We start from the raw sequence: 17,285 nt of genomic DNA, 5'->3' as shown, positions 1-17,285 counted from the left end.
CGTTTCTACCTCAGTTTCAGGGTGGCAAGGCCGATCAGCACCAGAATCACGGTGATGATCCAGAAGCGGACAATCACGCGCGGCTCGGGCCAGCCCTTGAGTTCAAAGTGGTGGTGAATCGGCGCCATGCGGAACACGCGGCGCCCGGTCAATTTGAAAGACGCCACCTGGATGACCACCGACAGGGTTTCCATCACGAACACACCGCCCATGATGAACAGCACGATTTCCTGGCGAACGATCACCGCGATGGTGCCCAGGGCCGCGCCCAGCGCCAATGCGCCGACGTCGCCCATGAAGACTTGGGCCGGGTAGGTGTTGAACCACAGGAACCCAAGCCCCGCGCCGATCAGCGCGCCACAGAACACGATCAGCTCGCCCGCCCCCGGTACATAAGGGATCAGCAGGTATTCAGCGAATTTCACGTTACCCGACAGGTAGCAGAAGATGCCGAGCGCACCGCCCACCATCACCGTCGGCATGATCGCCAGGCCGTCGAGGCCATCGGTGAGGTTGACGGCGTTGCTGGAGCCGACGATCACGAAGTAGGTCAGCACCACGAAACCGATGCCCAGGGGAATGCTGGCGTCTTTGAGCATGGGCAGAATCAGCGTGGTTTCCACCGCGCTTGGGGCCGTCATGTACAGGAAGATCGCCGCGCCCAGGCCGAATACCGATTGCCAGAAATACTTCCAGCGGCTTGGCAGCCCCTTGGAGTTCTTCTCGATCACCTTGCGATAGTCGTCCACCCAGCCGATGGCACCGAACAGCAGGGTCACCAGCAACACCACCCATACGTAACGGTTATTCAGATCAGCCCACAGCAAAGTGCTGACACCGATGGACGACAGGATCAGCGCGCCGCCCATGGTCGGCGTGCCGGATTTGGACAGGTGCGACTGCGGGCCGTCATTGCGAACCGATTGACCAATTTGCAGGTTCTGCAGGGTGCGGATCATCCACGGCCCGAGGAACAGCGACAAACACAACGCGGTCAGCACACCTAGAATCCCGCGCAGGGTCAGGTACTGGAAGACCGCGAAGCCTTTGTGGAACTGTTGCAGATACTCAGCCAGCAGCAGCAGCATTAATGTTTCTCCGTACTTGAGCCACACAAGGCCACGACGACGTTTTCCATCACCGCGCTGCGCGATCCCTTGATCAAAATGGTTGTGTTTTTATCGTGTTCGGCCGCGCCGATGGCCTGGATCAACTCGGCTTGACTGGCGAAATGCCTGGCACCGGGGCCGAAGGCGACGACGGCGTGGGCCATGTTCGGACCGACGGCGTACAACGCATCGACTTTGCCCGCCGCGTAGGCACCGACTTCGCGATGCCCCTGCTCGGCCCAGTCGCCCAGTTCGCCGATATCGCCCAGCACCAGCACCTTGCGCCCGGCGAACCCTTTGAGCAGGTCGACCGCAGCGTTGATGGAAGAGGGGTTGGCGTTATAGGTGTCGTCGATCACGCGCATACCGTTGATGGCCAACTGCGCCACGGTGCGGCCCTTGACGGGTTGCACAGCGCCCAGCCCCGTGGCGATACCGAACAGCGATATGCCCAGGGCATGGGCGGCGGCGGCGGCGGCCAGGGCATTGGCAACGTTGTGATTGCCCAACAGATTCAGCTGTACGTGCTCGCTGCCTGTGGGCGTGTGCAAGGTGAACGACGGACAACCCCGTGCATCCACCGAGATGTCGGATGCGTGGAAATCCGCCGCTGCATTCAGCACAGCAAAGGTCAGGACCTTGCGGCCGGCGGCGCGGACACGCCAGGTCTCGAAGGCTTTGTCGTCCAGGTTCAGCACCGCCGTGCCCGAAGCGTCCAGGCCCTCAAGAATTTCGCCTTTGGCTTCGACGATCTTTTCCGGACCGCCGAATTCACCGACGTGAGCGGTACCGGCGTTGTTGATGATCGCGACATGAGGCTTGGTCAATGCGACGGTGTAGGCGATTTCGCCGATGCGCGAGGCACCCAGTTCGATCACCGCCGCCGTGTGTTCCGGGGCCAGTTCGAGCAGGGTCAGCGGCGCGCCGAAATCATTGTTCAAGTTGCCACGGGTAGCGAGTACCGGGCCACGGGTGCGCAAGACACCGGCGAGCAGTTCCTTGACCGTGGTCTTGCCGCTGGAACCGGTGATGGCAGCCACGGGCTTATCGAACGCGGCACGGTTGAGTGCGCCCAGTTGGCCCAGGGCCAAGCGGGTATCGGCAACCAGCAACTGCGGCAGGCTCGACTCCGGCACTTCGCGCTGCACCAAGGCCCCCACGGCGCCTTTGGCGGCGACGTCATTCAGGTAGTCGTGGCCATCAAAGCGCGGGCCGGCCAGCGCAACAAACAGTTGTCCTGGCTGGATGGCACGGCTGTCGATGCTGACACCGTCGAAGCGGCAGTCGCTCGACAACATGCGGCCCGACAGGGCTTGGGTCAGCTCACTGAAGCGCATCGGCTTAAGCATGGGCAACCTCCCAGGCGCTCAAGGCATGATCAGCCTCGACCAGATCGGAAAAGGCATGCCGCTCGCCGTTGATTTCCTGATAGTCCTCGTGGCCTTTACCGGCCAGTACCACCACATCGTCGGCGCTGGCGCCGGCGATCAGTTGGGCGATGGCGGCACCGCGGCCGGCAACGAAGGTGGCCTTGGATACGTCTTTGAAGCCTGCACGGATATCGTCGAAGATCTGGCTCGGGTTCTCGCTGCGCGGGTTGTCATCGGTGACCAACACACCGTCAGCCAGACGTTCAACAATCTCGGCCATCAGCGGGCGCTTGCCGCGATCACGATCACCGCCGCAGCCGAACAGGCACAGTAATTTGCCCTTGGCGTGGGGGCGCAGCGCTTCGAGGACTTTTTCCAGGGCGTCCGGCGTGTGGGCGTAATCGACCACCACCAACGGCTGTTTGCCGCCACCCAGACGCTGCATACGGCCGGCCGGGCCTTCCAGCTTCGGCAGTACTTTTAAAATTTCGTCCAGGGCGTAGTCCAGGCCCAGCAATGCGCCGATGGCAGCCAGTACGTTGCTCAGGTTGAACCGGCCGAGCAATGTACTGCGCAGGTGATGTTCGCCCTGAGGCGTCACCAGGGTGGCACGCACGCCTTCGTCGTTGAACTGGGCTTCGCGGCAATACAGGTAGGCACTTGAATCGTGCAGGCTGTAGCTGATCAGGCGCGCTTCGCTGTCTTCGGCGGCCAATTGGCGACCGAAGTCATCGTCCAGGTTCACCACCCGGCACTTGAGATCATTCCAGGCGAACAGCTTGGCCTTAGCGGCGGCGTAAGCCTCCATGGTGCCGTGGTAATCCAAATGGTCGCGGGACAGGTTGGTCATCACCGCCACATCGAACGCCAGGGCGCTGACGCGGCCTTGATCCAGCCCGTGGGACGAGACTTCCATGGCCACGGCCTTGGCACCGGCCTTTTTCAGGTCGGCCAGGGTCGCTTGCACGGCAATCGGGTTCGGGGTGGTGTGCAGGCCGCTTTGCAGCGCGCCATAGAAACCGGTCCCCAGGGTGCCGACAATCCCGCAATGCTGGCCCAGCAGGTCAAGGGCCTGGGCAACCAATTGGGTCACGCTGGTCTTGCCATTGGTACCGGTAACGCCCACTAGGTTGAGGTGGCGGCTAGGTTCGCCATAAAAACGCCCGGCGATATCCGACAGTTGCTTGGCCAGCCCCTTGACCGGAATCAGCGGCACGTCGGTGATCGGCAGCACGGTGGCGCCTTCGGCTTCATAAGCCACGGCGGCGGCACCACGTTGCAACGCATCGGCAATGTGTGCACGGCCGTCAAGCTTGCCACCCGGCACGGCCAGGAACAGGTCACCGGCACGTACATTGCGGCTGTCCAGAGTCAGCTCACGAATCAATAGGTCGCGACCGGCGTGGGCGAAGATCTTGTTCAAACTCAGAGACATCAGCCGCGCCCTCCATTGGCTTTTGCGGCAGCGGCCGGTGGCCCGGCGTTCGCTTGTTGGGTGGGCGGCAGGTTGTCCGGGGTGATGTTCATCAAGCGCAGGGTGCCGGACATCACTTTGCTGAACACCGGCGCGGAGACCAGGCCACCGAAATATCCAGCCTTACTCGGTTCATCGATCACCACGACGATGGCGTAGCGCGGATCGCTCATTGGGCCGAAGCCAGCGAACAGCGAACGGTACGAGTTCTCGGCGTACCCCTTGGTACCCACCGACGTCTTACGCGCGGTACCAGATTTGCCGGCTACGTGATACGCCGGCACCTGAGCACGGAATACACCGCGCGGCGCCTCGATCACTTGCTGCAGCATGCCCTGCATGGTTTTGGCGACATTCTCCGGGATCACCTGGGTCGCTTTCGGCGCTTCATCGACGTGGATCAGGCTCAACGGCACCATGCGGCCATTGTTGGCCAGCACAGAGAAGGCGTGAGCCAGTTGGATTGCAGTCACCGACAGGCCATAGCCGTAGGACAAGGTGGCGGTCTCGGCTTTTTTCCAGTCGCGGTAGTTCGGCAGGTTACCGACACGCTCGCCCGGGAAGTCCAGGCCGGTGGGTTGGCCCAGGCCAATCTTCTGCGCCAGGTGGTAGATGGTTTCGCCGCCGATATCGAAGGCAACTTTACTCATGCCCACGTTACTGGAGTTGATCAGGATGCCGGTCAGATCCAGCACCGGACCTTCGGTACGGGAAACGTCACGAATGGTGTACTTGCCCAACTGCAGCGTGCCCGGGTAGACCTCGACCTTGTCGCTGGGCTTCCAGCGCCCGGTTTCGAGGGCGGCACTCATGGAGATGGCTTTCATGGTCGAACCCGGCTCGAACACGTCGATCATGGCGCGGTTGCGCATCATCGCCGGTTGCAGGTTGCGACGGTTGTTGGGGTTGTAGGTGGGCTGGTTGACCATGGCAAGGATTTCGCCGGTCTTCACGTCCATGATCACCAGGCTGCCGGCCTTGGCGCCGTTTTCGATGATCGCGTTACGCAACTCACGGTTGGCCAGGTATTGCAAACGCAGGTCAATCGACAACGCCAAGGGCTTACCGGCCTTGGCGTTTTTGGTGACCTGGACATCCTTGATCAGCCTGCCGCGCCGATCCTTGATGACTTGTCGCTTGCCGGGAACCCCAGCAAGCCATTCATCGTAGGCCAGTTCCACACCTTCGCGGCCGTGGTCATCGATGTCGGTGAAACCCACCATGTGGGCGGTGGTTTCACCGGCCGGGTAGAAACGACGGAATTCCTCGATACCGTAGACACCGGGGATCTTAAGGTCGAGCACCTGCTGGCCCTGCTCAGGGGTCAGACCGCGCACCAGATAGATGAACTCTTTATTGGCCTGGGCTTCCAGACGCTCAGTCAGGGCCTTGGGGTCTTGGCCAAGGGCGGTGGCTAGGGCCGGCCAGCGGTCCTTGGCGACTTGCAGTTCCTTGGCATTAGCCCAGAGGGTGGTCACTGGCGTGCTGACAGCCAAGGGTTCGCCGTTGCGGTCGGTGATCAGGCCACGGTGCGCAGGAATAGGAATATGACGCAGACTGCGGGCATCGCCCTGACCGATCAGGAAGTCGCGATCGACCACTTGCAGATCAACGATGCGCCAGGCGATCGCCCCCACCATCAGCGCCAGCAAACCGAGCACCAGGCGGAAGCGCCATGGGTACAGTGCGCCTTCGAGCTTCATCATGGCGCCACCATCCGCACGTCAGCCGCGCTCGGGATGTGCATTTTCAGTTGCTCGGTGGCCAGCACTTCGATACGACTGTGGGCCGTCCAGGTACTTTGCTCCAGGATCAACCGGCCCCACTCGGCTTGGGCTTTGTCACGCACACTCAACTCCCCATATAGAGTGTTGAGCAGTTGGCGGTTCCAGTGGGCGCTGTAGGACACCGCAATCGCGGACACCAGTACGCCGATGAACAGCAGCAACATAAAGAAGCTGCCGCCCGGGAGGGGCTTGGCGAAAAGCTTGCTCACCGCAGCTTCTCCGCAACACGCATCACAGCACTGCGGGCACGCGGGTTGGCCTTGAGTTCAGCTTCGGAAGCGAACTGCGCTTTGCCATGGATTTTGATTTTCGGCACAAAAGCTTCGAACCGTACCGGCAGGTTGCGCGGCAGGTTGTCGGACTCGCCCTTGACCAGGCGGCGCATAAACAGTTTAACGATACGATCTTCCAGAGAGTGGAAGCTGATCACCACCAGGCGACCGCCCACTTCCAGCGCATCGAGGGCAGCCTCCAGGCCGGCCTCAAGATCGCCCAGTTCGTTATTGACGTGGATACGCAGGCCCTGGAATGCACGGGTTGCCGGGTTCTTGCCCTTTTCCCAGGCGGGGTTGGCGACTTTCAGCACTTCGGCCAGGTCGGCGGTGCGCTCGAACGGCTGGATTTCGCGGCGCTCAACCACGGCACGAGCCATGCGACCGGCGAAGCGCTCTTCACCATACTCCTTGAATACACGGGCGATTTCTTCCACCGGTGCGGTGGCGATGAACTGTGCGGCACTGACGCCCCGGGTGGGGTCCATGCGCATATCGAGCGGGCCGTCGTTCATGAAGCTGAAGCCGCGCTCCGGGTCATCGAGCTGTGGAGAAGAAACGCCCAAGTCGAGTAGCACCCCGGCCACCTTGCCTGCCATGCCGCGCTCCGCCACTTCGGCACCCAGCTCGGCAAAGCTGCGCTGCACAACGACAAAGCGGCCGTCTTCGGCCGCTAGCGCTTGCCCGGTGGCAATCGCTTGAGGGTCTTTGTCGAACCCGAGGAGTTTCCCATCCGGCCCGAGCTGACTGAGAATCAGCCGGCTGTGCCCGCCCCTGCCGAACGTGCCATCCAAATAGCAGCCATCCGCGCGTACGGCGAGAGCCTCAACGGCTTCGTCAAGCAGTACGGTGATGTGGTTAAAGCCGCTATCAATAGTCACAGGATCAAATCACGCAGTTCGTCAGGCATGGCGCCCGGTTGTTGAATAGCAGCCAGGTCAGCTGCAGAAACAGCATCCCAGGCATCTTCGTCCCACAATTGGAACTTGTTCAGTTGGCCGACCAACATGGCCCGCTTATCGAGCTTGGCGTACTCGCGCAGACGCGGTGGCACCAGGAAACGACCGCTGCCATCGAGCTCGAGGTCGACGGCATTGCCGATCAGCAAACGCTGCAGGCGGCGGTTCTCTTCGCGTAATGAAGGCAAGGCGCGCAACTTGGTTTCAATCAGCTCCCACTCGTCGAGGGGGTAAACACATAAACAAGGGTCAACGGCATCAATAGTGATGATCAACTGGCCGGAACTTCTCGAAATCAGCTCGTCGCGATACCGGCTCGGCATAGCGAGACGGCCCTTTGCGTCGAGACTGATAGCGTTAGCTCCGCGAAACACAGATGCGTTTCTCCAAATTTTAGCGTTTTACGTTCAAAAAACCCACTTTGTGCCACTTTCCGCCACTTGCGCACACTATAGGAATGCGCCCACCACACCGTCAAGGCACGGATTCAAGGAAAAGCCTTACAGAACGGAGATTTAGGAGCGTAAAAGGAGGAGAAACCAGAGTTCGGCGATAATTTTGACCCAACAAGCACAGCAAGCTCATAGAGCTATTGCTTGAAGTTAAAGTAATTTATTAAGAGTAAGATTTTTTTGGTATTACGAAGATGCATCTGCCAATGATTTGGCAGGGAGGGATTCTTGCGTTACTACCGGTTTTCTGCCCGAGATTCGGATAGAGGGAAATAAGGTGGAGAGTCGATCTATAAGCCGGGTTCTGTCTTGAACAGTCATTCGTCTACGATGGCCATCACTGGACATCTTTAGCAACCTACCCGGTCCCAGCGCGGGCCACGCCTTGGGACCCTATTTGGTCTTGCTCCAAGTGGGGTTTACCTAGCCACGAACTGTTGCCAGTCGTGCGGTGCGCTCTTACCGCACCTTTTCACCCTTACCGGCACCGAAGTGCTTAGGCGGTTATTTTCTGTGGCACTTTCCGTAGGCTCACGCCTCCCAGGCATTACCTGGCACTTCGCCCTATGGAGCCCGGACTTTCCTCCCCCCCCTAATTTTCATAGAGGGCAGCGACTGTCCAATCGACTCTCCGCCGCGCAGGTTAACGGCACGACGGCCTCAGGACAAGTATTAAAAGTACCCGACTGCCATCACCATCGGACGAAATGCTGCATTCAACCCGGAACTATTCGGCTTTCTGTTTATCCAGCGCCACTTGATACAGGACGTTCTTACGCACGCCGGTAATTTCCGCCGCCAGAGCCGCAGCCCGCTTGAGAGGCATCTCCTTGAGCAGCAAGTCCAGCACGCGCATGGCCTCGCTGCCGACGGCATCCTCGCTTTCCGGTGCCGTCCAGCCCGCCACCAGCACCACACACTCACCACGCTGTTGATTGCTGTCGCCTTCGACAAAGGCACGCAGCGCTTCCAGGGGCAGGCCTTTGAGGGTTTCGAAGGTTTTGGTCAGCTCACGCGCCAGCAACGCAAGACGCTCCCCGCCGAACACCAGCTCCATATCCTGCAGACATTCCAAGATGCGGTGCGGGGCTTCGTAAAAAATCAGCGTGCGCGGTTCTTCTTTCAACGCTTCAAGGCGCGCACGACGCCCAACGGCCTTGGCGGGCAGGAAACCCTCGAAGATAAAACGATCGGATGGCAGGCCAGCCGCTGACAGAGCCGCGATCAGCGCGCACGCCCCCGGAACAGGCACTATATTGATGCCTGCAGCGCGCGCTTGGCGGACGAGATGATATCCAGGGTCGGAGATCAGCGGCGTGCCGGCATCGGAGATCAACGCCACGTCATCGCCGGCCAGCAGACGCACGATAAAACGGCTGCCCTCTTCGCGCTCGTTGTGTTCGTGACAGGCGGCCAGAGGAGTACTGATGCCAAAATGCTGCATCAACCGCTGGGAGTGGCGAGTATCTTCCGCCGCGATCAATTTAACGTCGCGCAACACTTTCAATGCGCGGGCACTGATGTCGTCCAGGTTGCCAATGGGCGTCGCCACGACAAAAAGCGAGCCTGCAGTGGAATTCAGGGAACCTGGAGCAGTCAAAACGCACACCTCGATGAATGGCAAAAAAATCCATTGTAGCGCGTAGATGCCTCGAAAATATGCCATCGAAACCGATGATGTTTCAGCCATCAATGGTCAGCAGCGCACAATCAGCAACATTTGCACGACCTAAATCGACGGTTTCACGCCAGTAACATCGCGCCTGGGCCAGTGCTTGGGTACAATTCCACGCTAATTTGATCGGTATCAGGAACACTTACATGATCGCTTGTCTGCGGCTGCTCTCCGCCCTCTGCCTCGCTGCCTTACTGGCCGCCTGTGCCAGCTCGCCCTCGTCCAGCCTTGGCGACCTCCCCCGGACCCCGGACGCCAGTATCGAGCAACTGCTCGAACAGGCCACGACCGCCAAGACGCCAGAAAAGGCGGCATTATTGCGCTTGAGCGCGGCGGACATGGCCTATCACCAGAACAACCCTGGCCGCTCGTCGCAGATTCTTGCCCAAGTGCCCCTGGACGCTCTCAAACCGGCCGCACAAGTATTCGCCAGCACCCTGGCCGCCGAACTGGCCATGACCCGCAACCAGCCGAAGGCCGCGTTGACCGCCCTGAGCCACCCGAGCCTGCAGAGCCTCAAGGACTTGCCGGCCGAACAGCAGATTCGCACCGGCACCGTGCATGCCCGTGCTTACGAGGCCGACGGCCAGACCCTGGCCGCCGCCCGCGAGCGTGTCGCCATGGCGCCATTGCTGACCGGCGACGCCGCCCATAGCAACCATGAAGCCATCTGGGTCCTGATTGCCGCCGTGCCGGCCGACCAACTGCAAGCCAGCGGCAACCCGGTGCTCGACGGCTGGATCACCCTGGCGCAGTCGGTCAAGGCCGCCGGCACCCTGGAGCAACAGCAGGCCGCTATCGATACCTGGCGCGCGCAGAACCCGAACCATCCGGCAGCGTTGCAATTGCCGACCCCACTGATCAAGCTCAAGGAGCTGGCCAGCCAACCCCTGAACAAGATCGCCGTGCTGTTGCCACAGGACGGCCCGCTGGCTTCTGTCGGCAAGGCGTTGCGCGAAGGCTTCATGGCGGCTCACTACCAGGCCGAACAGGCCGGGCAAAAGCCGCCGGTCATCGAGTTCTATGACAGTTCCCGCCTGACCTCCATCGACGATTTCTATGCCAAGGCCCAGGCCGCCGGCGTGCAACTGGTGGTCGGTCCGTTGGAGAAGCCACTGGTCAAACAGCTCAGCGCGCGCCCTCAATTGCCGATCACCACCTTGGCGCTGAACTACAGCGAAACCGATCAAGCACCACCGCAGTTGTTCCAGTTCGGCCTGGCCGCCGAAGACGAAGCCCGCGAAGTATCGCGTCGTGCCCGTGCCGATGGCCTGCACCGCGCTGCCGCCATGGTGCCGCGTGGCGAATGGGGTGAGCGGGTCTACAAAGCCTTCCGTCAGGATTGGGAAGCTCATGGCGGTACGGTGATGGGTGTGGAATACGTGGACCAGCCGGTCGCCCTGGCCCAGCAAATTGCCGACCTGTTCCAACTGCGTAAAAGCGAAGGCCGCGCCAAGAGCCTGCAAAACACGGTGGGGACCGATGTGGCGGCACAACCTTCGCGTCGCCAGGACATCGAGTTCATCTTCCTGGCCGTGACCCCGCAACTGGCCCAGCAGATCAAACCGACCCTGAACTTCCAGTACGCCGGCGACGTGCCCGTGTATGCGACGTCCCACGTATTCAGCGCCAGCGGCGACAAGAACCAGTACCTGGACATGACCAACGTGATGTTCTGTGAAACCCCTTGGCTGCTCAACACCACCGACCCGCTGCGCAACCAGGTCGCCGCGCAATGGCCACAAGCCAATGGCAGCCTCGGGCGTCTCTACGCGATGGGCGTGGATGCCTATAGTCTGGCGCCACGCCTGGGCCAGCTCAAGGCGCTGCCGGACACTCGGATTGACGGTCTCTCGGGCAACCTGGGAATCAGCGGCAACCAACGCGTAGATCGCCAGATGCCGTGGGCGAAGTTCGTCGGTGGTCAGATCCAGCGCCTGCCGGACACCCCGCGCTGATGCCCGAGCGGTCCCGTGCGCAAAGCGGCAAGGATGCCGAACTTCAAGCTCTGAACTACCTGCAACAACAGGGTCTGCGCCTTTTGGCGCAGAACTGGTTATGTAAACGCGGCGAGCTTGATCTGGTCATGCTTGACGGCGATACAGTAGTATTCGTCGAAGTCCGCTACAGAAAACACGCACAATGGGGTGGCGCGCTCGCCAGTATCGACGGGCGCAAGCGTCAGAAGCTAATACTCGCCGCGCAGTTTTTCCTGCAAGAAGAGCATCGCTGGGCCGACGCCCCCTGCCGTTTCGATGTGGTTGCCATAGAAAGCACACCGTCGGGTACCGCTGATCTGAACTGGCTCCCGAACGCCTTCGACAGCTGATTCGCCGGACATCTTCACCACACACTTTTGCTCTTTGCTTTGCGGGCTGCACATTCCTGTGCCAAACAGCCGCGCTACTTAAGGTCACACAGATGGACATGCAATCCCGAATTCGCCAGCTTTTCCAGGCCAGCATCGACACCAAGCAACAGGCGATGGACGTACTTGCACCGCACATCGAGCAAGCCAGTCAGGTCATGGTCAATGCCTTGCTCAACGAAGGCAAAATGCTTTCGTGCGGCAATGGCGGTTCGGCCGGCGACGCCCAGCACTTTTCCTCCGAGCTGCTCAACCGCTTCGAGCGCGAGCGGCCGAGCCTGCCGGCCATCGCCCTGACCACCGACTCGTCGACGATTACCTCGATCGCCAACGATTACAGCTACAACGAAATCTTCTCCAAGCAGATCCGCGCCCTGGGCCAACCGGGCGATGTGCTGCTGGCGATTTCCACTAGTGGCAACTCGGCGAATATTATTCAAGCGATCCAGGCCGCACATGATCGCGAAATGATTGTCGTAGCATTGACCGGACGCGATGGCGGCGGCATGGCCTCGTTGCTGCTGCCTGAAGATGTGGAGATCCGCGTTCCGGCCAATGTCACCGCACGTATCCAGGAAGTCCACCTGCTGGCGATCCACTGCCTGTGCGATCTGATCGACAGCCAACTGTTCGGGAGTGAAGAATGACCGTTAACCGCCTCAGCCTTTTGGCCATCACGCTGTGCCTCGCCATCAGCGGCTGCAGCACGGCAATCACCGCGACACGTGACACCCCCATCCAGGACGACAAGGGCACGCGCACCTTCGGCAGCAAGATCGACGACTCACTGATCGAAACCAAGGTCGAGGTCAACGTCGCCAAGGCCGCGCCGGACCTCGGCAATGGCGCCTCGCGCATCGTCGTCACCAGCTTTAATGGCGTGGTGCTGCTGGCTGGCCAGACACCTCGCGCCGACCTCAAGGCTCAGGCCGAACAAGCCGCCGCGGCCGTGCAGCGCGTGAAGAAGGTTCACAACGAATTGCAGGTGATGGACCCGATCACCCTGCTGGCGATCAGTAACGACGCGCTGCTGACGACCAAAATCAAGGCCCAGATGCTGACAGACAACGCCATCCCAGGCTCGCGCATCAAGGTCGTCACCGATAACGGCATCGTCTACCTGATGGGCTTGCTGACCCAGGCGGAAGCCACTCGCGCGGCCAACCTGGTGCAAGGCGTATCCGGCGTACAGAAGATTGTGAAAGTGTTCGAGTACATCGACTGAAGTAAATGCCGCCCACTAAAAAGGGCGCCGTGCATGGATTGCACGGCGCCCTTTTTAATGCCTGCTGTTTATTGGTACTGCTGGTATGGATTGCCCTGGAACTGATTATTTTGCTGAGGAGCCTGCTGGCCCGGCTGACCGTATTGCTGGCCAGGGATCGGACCGAGGTTGACCTCCACGCGACGGTTCTGGGCGCGGCCATTGACGTCGGCGTTACTGGCAATCGGGTTATCCGGGCCGGCACCGCGAGCGCTCAGGTTGGCCGGGCTCACGCCTTGGGAGGTCAGATAATTAGCCACGCTCTGAGCACGGCGTTGGGACAGGTCCATGTTCAGTTGGCGGCTACCGGTGCTGTCGGTATAGCCCACAATCTGGATGGTGTTTTGATTGAACTGCTTGAGCGAGTTGGCCAGGTTGTTCAGCGGCTGGTAAAAGCTGCTGGAGATCGCGTCTGAGTTAGTCGCGAAGGTGATGTTACCCGGCATGATCAATTTGATCTGATCCCCCTGGCGCTGCACCTCAACCCCGGTATTGGCCATGCTTTCGCGCAGTTTCTTTTCCTGCTGGTCGGCGTAGTAGCCATACCCGGCGGCACCTGCACCTGCCACTACCGCGCCGATCAGCGCGCCCTTACCACGGTTGTTGTGGTCAATGGCAGCGCCCGCCAATGCCCCGGCCAGGGCACCCAGACCGCCGTATTTGGCGGTTTTGCTCATACCGCCGGATTCATTATTCGCCTGTCCCTGGCTGCTGCCGTCATAAGGATTAGGGGAAGCGCAGCCGGACAACAAGGCTACGGCGGTAGCGACAACAAGCAGACGACGCGGAGTGAACATGAAAGAAGCTCCTACTTTTGCATTCTGTGGTGCAAAGGGCATTGGTAATGGACCTGTGCCGAGTTTGGAACGCGACAAACGGCAAAAATTCCATGACCGTTGCCGCGGCTGTAACAAAACATTGGTCACATTTGCCGCTATCAAAACCCTAGCAGACGCCTCCTGAATAGAACCTGCGTTTTCGCTTTAACGATGCACTCACTTACATCAGGCCCGAACAAACGGATTTTCACGCATCTCATCCCCCAGCCGCGTGTCCGGCCCATGGCCGGTCACCACGGTGGCGCCTTCATCCAGGGTGTACAGGCGCTGCTTGATCGAACGCACGATGGTCGCCTGGTCGCCGCCCCAGAGGTCCGTGCGCCCCACGCCACGTCGGAACAAGGTGTCCCCGGCAATCAGCAATTTGGCCTCAGCGAACCAGAAACTCATCGAGCCCGGCGTATGCCCAGGGGTGTGCAAGGCCACGCCGCAACCGCAGGCCAGTTCTTCGTCATCGGCCAGCCAGCGGTCGGGCGACGGCACCGGGGTGTAGGGCACACCAAACATCTGACATTGCATCTCCAGGTTATCCCACAAGAATTGGTCATCCTTGTGCAGATGCAGGGTGGCGCCGGTTTTCTCTTTCAATTGACCCGAAGCGAGGAAGTGATCGAGATGGGCGTGGGTATGAATGATGCTCACCACTTTCAGCCCCAGCGCATCGAGCCGCGCCAGGATCAGCTCATGATTGCCGCCTGGGTCGACCACGATGGCTTTTTTAGTGACGGGGTCGCCGATGATTGTGCAGTTGCACTGCAACGGGCCGACGGGGAAGGTTTCGCGGATGAGCGTGGGCGATGTGGTGTCCATGGGCAGTCTTCCAGTGCAAATCAATCAGGTGTCTCAGGCAGGTAGCGCCGCAACAATCGCCCTATTAAACCAGACTGGAACGCTGCGCAGACCACTCCAAGCAGGCTCGCTTAATGCTTAACCAATCAAACGCAATTCCTGCGCCCGCGCCACCGCCTGAGTGCGCCGCTCCACGCCCAACTTGCTATTGATATGGCTCGCATGGGTTTTGACCGTGTGCAGTGAAATAAACAGCCGATTGCTGATTTCCTGGTTGGAACAACCTTCGGCGATCAGTTGCAGGACCGCCAGCTCACGCGCACTGAGAGCTTCATGGGTGGGCGTGGGCGACATCGCTACTGCCTTGGGCAGCAAGGCTAGCAAGCTTTGACTCAACAAGCCGTGAGGGTCTTGGCCCAGTTGCTCGCGCATCCAATCCGGGTGGGTGTCCAACAGACGCTGAAAAGGTTGCAGCGCACCGCCTGCTCCCGCCTCCAGTGCCCGCGCCAGAATCGGGCGCGCCTTGGTTTCCTGGCCTCCCTCGAGCAGTAACTGTGCCTGCTGAGTCAAGGCCATCAGGGCGATCATCTGGCGACCGCTGTCGTGGGCTTCCTGCGCCAGTTCTTCCAGGCGCTGCAACGCGACGTCGTGCTGATGGCGCGTGGCGTCGAGAGCCGCTTGTTGCAGGCCGATATGCTGCGGCAGGTGCGGGTGAAATTCCGGCGCGGCGGCGGCGTGCTCGCCGTTGTAGGTTTGCTCCAGCCGTGCCAGCCAGGCTTCGGCCAGATCGGTGCGGCCCTGGGCCAGCCACAACTCGCACTTGATCAGAGTGATCATGGCCAGGTAGTAGATCGGCGGCACGTCCCAGATATGCATCAAGCGTTCGGCCTCGGCGAGTTCGGCGAACGCCAAAGGGAAATCACCGCGCCGCCCTTCGAAACTGGCGATCACGCAATGCCCGATTAACACACTGATATCGCGACAGGCCCGGGCTTCAGCCAATCCAGCGCGCAGGCGGACCATGCCGGCTTCGGGCTGAAACCGCACCAGCAGCAAGTAACCTTCATACAGCGAGAGGCGAGCCCGTACCGCATACAGCCGTTGAGGCGCCAGACCGTGCAGGCGCTGCAGGCCCTGGCGCACTTCGTCGAGGGAACGCAGAATTTCGCCCCGCGCTTGCAGGACCCGCGCGCGATCATAGTGGGCCAAGGCCTCGAACAGCGGGTTGCCGACGCGCTGCGCCAACTCCAACGATTCGCGATTCAAGCCGCGGGCACGCCATAAATCCCCATCGGCAATCGCCAGATTGGACAGAGTCGATAGGCACATCAGTCGCTGGCCGTAACGGCGCTGCGGCAGGCTGTCCAAGGCCTCGCTGCAATAGCGCTGGGTCAGCTCGCGATCGCCGCGACCACGGGCGATGATGCCGCTGAGCGCCAGCCACTGCGCCAGCATGGATTTTTGCGCGGTGGCCGAGGGCGCCGGCAGAAACCGACTGAGGTAGCTGGACAACTCTTGCGCCGCATCCAACTGACAGGCCAACCCCAATGCCCAGCTGTAGAGCACGATCAAGCGCGGTGTGCTGATCAGCAGGCTGTCGGGCAAGTCCATTTTCCAGCGCAGCAGCATGCCGACATTCTGCTCGGCCAGCAGTTGTTCTTCGGACAGGTTTTGCACCAGGTTCGCCGCCACATCCAGATGGCCGGCGCGCAACGCTTGTTCCACCGCCTCGTCGATCAAACCCTGGGCGTTGAACCAACGACAGGCGCGCAGGTGCAGGCTGGCGGCCGGCAGCACAGGGCTGCTTTCGCGTCGGCTGCGCAGCAGGTCGGAGAACAAATGGTGATAACGGAACCAAACGCCCTGCTCGTCCAAAGGCACTAGAAACACTTGGTGAGATTGCAGGTAACGCAGGATCTCCGCGCTGTCATGGGCTTCGCGCACGGCGTCGCACAGGTCACTGCAAAAGCGCTCCTGGGGCGCGGTGTCGAACAGAAACGCCTGCACCTCGGCCGGTAGGCAATCGATCACCTCTTCCAGCAGGTAATCGCGGATCAACCCTTCGCCGCCGTGCAGGCTCTGGGGCAAGGCACTCTCGTTGCCGGCTTCGGAGGCCGCCAGCAACCAGAAACGCAAACCGGCCACCCAGCCTTCGCTACGACGGATCAAGTTATCGAGGGCTTCGCCGCGCAAGGAGTTGCTATGGCGATCCAGCACCGCCAGGGATTCGGCATGGGTCAGGCGCAGGTCGTGTTCGTTCAGTTCCAGCAAATGCCGCGACAGCCGCAGGCGCGCCAGATGCCAGTCCGGGCGCTGGCGGCTGGTCACCAGCACTACCAGGCCATCGGGCAAATGGTTGAGGAAAAACTGCAGGCAACGGTCCAGCACCGGCCCCTGGGCCAAGTGATAGTCGTCCAGCACCAATAATAGCGGCGCGCGGGTGGACAGATGGTGGGCCAACTCATCGAGCAGGCCATCGAGCCATTCTTCAAACGCAAAGGGTTGGTGACGCTGACGCATTTTCAGCAGGCCCAGGGACTGGGCACCGAGCGGCGAGAAGTACTGTTGCAGACCTTCGAGCAGGCGCTCGAGGAAACGACCGGGGTCGCTGTCCCGTGGGCCCAAGCCCAGCCACAGGCTTTGCCAATGGGCCGGCAGGCTTTGGCAGAACTCGACCGCCAGGGAACTCTTACCGAACCCGGCCGGCGCGCTGACCAGCAACAAACGACCCTGCAATCCGGCACTCAGCCGTTCGCACAGACGGGGTCGCAGCACGTAGCCGTCAGGCAGCGGAGGCCTGTAAAAGCGAGCTTCCAGAGACGGGATCACCGCACTGGCAGGCCCTTGGATTCGGGACAGATCAGTCATCGCCGGGCTCTTATTGAAGGCTATTGTCGGCATTGCAGATGTCCGCAGACTAGCGGTAA

General features: G+C 60.8%; 16 protein-coding genes and 1 other RNA gene. 5 read left to right on the top strand and 12 right to left on the bottom strand.

Annotation, left to right across the window (positions count from 1 at the left end; genetic code table 11):
• Positions 1–5: 5 nt before the first annotated feature.
• The 9 genes from mraY to rsmI form a co-directional block, all read right to left on the bottom strand.
• Positions 6–1,088: a phospho-N-acetylmuramoyl-pentapeptide-transferase gene (gene mraY / locus QRN41_RS01260; RefSeq protein WP_034137015.1), complete on the bottom strand. Its 1,083-nt coding sequence runs from the start codon at positions 1,086–1,088 to the stop codon at positions 6–8.
• A complete protein-coding gene (locus tag QRN41_RS01255; protein WP_034137014.1) occupies positions 1,088–2,458 on the bottom strand; it encodes a UDP-N-acetylmuramoyl-tripeptide--D-alanyl-D-alanine ligase in 1,371 nt (456 codons plus the stop codon). The genes mraY and QRN41_RS01255 overlap by 1 nt, the downstream gene beginning before the upstream one ends.
• On the bottom strand, positions 2,451–3,914 hold the full coding sequence (murE, locus tag QRN41_RS01250) for a UDP-N-acetylmuramoyl-L-alanyl-D-glutamate--2,6-diaminopimelate ligase (protein ID WP_034137013.1): 1,464 nt from the start codon (positions 3,912–3,914) through the stop codon (positions 2,451–2,453). The genes QRN41_RS01255 and murE overlap by 8 nt, the downstream gene beginning before the upstream one ends.
• Positions 3,914–5,656: a peptidoglycan D,D-transpeptidase FtsI family protein gene (locus QRN41_RS01245; protein ID WP_167417323.1), complete on the bottom strand. Its 1,743-nt coding sequence runs from the start codon at positions 5,654–5,656 to the stop codon at positions 3,914–3,916. The genes murE and QRN41_RS01245 overlap by 1 nt, the downstream gene beginning before the upstream one ends.
• Positions 5,656–5,949 carry a cell division protein FtsL gene (gene ftsL / locus QRN41_RS01240; protein WP_034095956.1) on the bottom strand — a complete coding sequence of 98 codons (294 nt, stop codon included), beginning with the start codon at positions 5,947–5,949 and terminating at the stop codon, positions 5,656–5,658. The genes QRN41_RS01245 and ftsL overlap by 1 nt, the downstream gene beginning before the upstream one ends.
• Positions 5,946–6,893 (bottom strand): 16S rRNA (cytosine(1402)-N(4))-methyltransferase RsmH, encoded by a 948-nt coding sequence (rsmH, locus tag QRN41_RS01235; protein ID WP_034095955.1) that lies wholly within the window; start codon positions 6,891–6,893, stop codon positions 5,946–5,948. The genes ftsL and rsmH overlap by 4 nt, the downstream gene beginning before the upstream one ends.
• Positions 6,890–7,345: a division/cell wall cluster transcriptional repressor MraZ gene (mraZ, locus tag QRN41_RS01230; protein WP_003171868.1), complete on the bottom strand. Its 456-nt coding sequence runs from the start codon at positions 7,343–7,345 to the stop codon at positions 6,890–6,892. Before mraZ ends, rsmH begins: the two co-directional genes overlap by 4 nt.
• Before the next feature lie 355 nt (positions 7,346–7,700).
• Positions 7,701–8,054, bottom strand: an RNA gene (rnpB, locus tag QRN41_RS01225) — RNase P RNA component class A.
• 96 nt (positions 8,055–8,150) lie between these two features.
• Complete coding sequence (gene rsmI, locus QRN41_RS01220; RefSeq protein ID WP_167417324.1) at positions 8,151–9,023, bottom strand: 16S rRNA (cytidine(1402)-2'-O)-methyltransferase; 873 nt, start codon at positions 9,021–9,023, stop codon at positions 8,151–8,153.
• Positions 9,024–9,244: 221 nt separating this feature from the next.
• Between rsmI and QRN41_RS01215 the strand changes: the two genes are divergently transcribed.
• The 4 genes from QRN41_RS01215 to QRN41_RS01200 all read left to right on the top strand — a co-directional run bounded on the left by QRN41_RS01215 (position 9,245) and on the right by QRN41_RS01200 (position 12,691).
• Positions 9,245–11,056 carry a penicillin-binding protein activator gene (locus QRN41_RS01215; protein WP_285421079.1) on the top strand — a complete coding sequence of 604 codons (1,812 nt, stop codon included), beginning with the start codon at positions 9,245–9,247 and terminating at the stop codon, positions 11,054–11,056.
• Positions 11,056–11,427: a YraN family protein gene (locus QRN41_RS01210; RefSeq protein WP_034111801.1), complete on the top strand. Its 372-nt coding sequence runs from the start codon at positions 11,056–11,058 to the stop codon at positions 11,425–11,427. The genes QRN41_RS01215 and QRN41_RS01210 overlap by 1 nt, the downstream gene beginning before the upstream one ends.
• A 92-nt stretch (positions 11,428–11,519) precedes the next feature.
• Positions 11,520–12,113, top strand: coding sequence for a phosphoheptose isomerase (locus tag QRN41_RS01205; protein ID WP_007904374.1), 594 nt, complete (start codon positions 11,520–11,522; stop codon positions 12,111–12,113).
• Positions 12,110–12,691, top strand: a complete 582-nt coding sequence (locus tag QRN41_RS01200; RefSeq protein ID WP_012722284.1) for a BON domain-containing protein — start codon at positions 12,110–12,112, stop codon at positions 12,689–12,691. The genes QRN41_RS01205 and QRN41_RS01200 overlap by 4 nt, the downstream gene beginning before the upstream one ends.
• A gap of 68 nt (positions 12,692–12,759) precedes the next feature.
• Here QRN41_RS01200 and QRN41_RS01195 read toward each other — a convergent pair whose 3' ends face one another.
• Positions 12,760–13,527: a YiaD family glycine zipper/OmpA-like lipoprotein gene (locus tag QRN41_RS01195; RefSeq protein WP_034095952.1), complete on the bottom strand. Its 768-nt coding sequence runs from the start codon at positions 13,525–13,527 to the stop codon at positions 12,760–12,762.
• Here QRN41_RS01195 and QRN41_RS01190 point away from each other — a divergent pair.
• Positions 13,526–13,693, top strand: a complete 168-nt coding sequence (locus tag QRN41_RS01190) for a hypothetical protein (protein WP_167417285.1) — start codon at positions 13,526–13,528, stop codon at positions 13,691–13,693. The genes QRN41_RS01195 and QRN41_RS01190 overlap by 2 nt on opposite strands.
• Before the next feature lie 41 nt (positions 13,694–13,734).
• Here the strand turns inward: QRN41_RS01190 and QRN41_RS01185 are convergent, their stop codons facing one another.
• Both QRN41_RS01185 and QRN41_RS01180 read right to left on the bottom strand, forming a co-directional pair.
• Positions 13,735–14,379 (bottom strand): MBL fold metallo-hydrolase, encoded by a 645-nt coding sequence (locus QRN41_RS01185; protein ID WP_167417286.1) that lies wholly within the window; start codon positions 14,377–14,379, stop codon positions 13,735–13,737.
• A 117-nt stretch (positions 14,380–14,496) separates the two neighbouring features.
• Entirely contained in the window at positions 14,497–17,226 is a 2,730-nt protein-coding gene (locus QRN41_RS01180; RefSeq protein WP_167417287.1) for a winged helix-turn-helix domain-containing protein, read from the bottom strand.
• Positions 17,227–17,285: the final 59 nt, after the last annotated feature.

The organism is Pseudomonas sp. efr-133-TYG-23, from assembly GCF_030209215.1.
Lineage (GTDB): Bacteria > Pseudomonadota > Gammaproteobacteria > Pseudomonadales > Pseudomonadaceae > Aquipseudomonas > Aquipseudomonas rhodesiae.
This window is presented reverse-complemented; position numbering and strand designations above follow the sequence as displayed.

Bases quoted from the DNA above. Each gene is read 5' to 3' on its own strand.
- QRN41_RS01200 (WP_012722284.1), top strand. From the start codon at position 12,110: ATGACCGTTAACCGCCTCAGCCTTTTGGCCATCACGCTGTGCCTCGCC.
- QRN41_RS01195 (WP_034095952.1), bottom strand. From the start codon at position 13,527: ATGTTCACTCCGCGTCGTCTGCTTGTTGTCGCTACCGCCGTAGCCTTG.
- QRN41_RS01190 (WP_167417285.1), top strand. From the start codon at position 13,526: ATGAAAGAAGCTCCTACTTTTGCATTCTGTGGTGCAAAGGGCATTGGT.
- QRN41_RS01180 (WP_167417287.1), bottom strand. From the start codon at position 17,226: ATGACTGATCTGTCCCGAATCCAAGGGCCTGCCAGTGCGGTGATCCCG.
- QRN41_RS01255 (WP_034137014.1), bottom strand. From the start codon at position 2,458: ATGCTTAAGCCGATGCGCTTCAGTGAGCTGACCCAAGCCCTGTCGGGC.
- QRN41_RS01185 (WP_167417286.1), bottom strand. From the start codon at position 14,379: ATGGACACCACATCGCCCACGCTCATCCGCGAAACCTTCCCCGTCGGC.
- QRN41_RS01245 (WP_167417323.1), bottom strand. From the start codon at position 5,656: ATGAAGCTCGAAGGCGCACTGTACCCATGGCGCTTCCGCCTGGTGCTC.
- QRN41_RS01210 (WP_034111801.1), top strand. From the start codon at position 11,056: ATGCCCGAGCGGTCCCGTGCGCAAAGCGGCAAGGATGCCGAACTTCAA.
- QRN41_RS01205 (WP_007904374.1), top strand. From the start codon at position 11,520: ATGGACATGCAATCCCGAATTCGCCAGCTTTTCCAGGCCAGCATCGAC.
- QRN41_RS01215 (WP_285421079.1), top strand. From the start codon at position 9,245: ATGATCGCTTGTCTGCGGCTGCTCTCCGCCCTCTGCCTCGCTGCCTTA.
- murE (WP_034137013.1), bottom strand. From the start codon at position 3,914: ATGTCTCTGAGTTTGAACAAGATCTTCGCCCACGCCGGTCGCGACCTA.
- mraY (WP_034137015.1), bottom strand. From the start codon at position 1,088: ATGCTGCTGCTGCTGGCTGAGTATCTGCAACAGTTCCACAAAGGCTTC.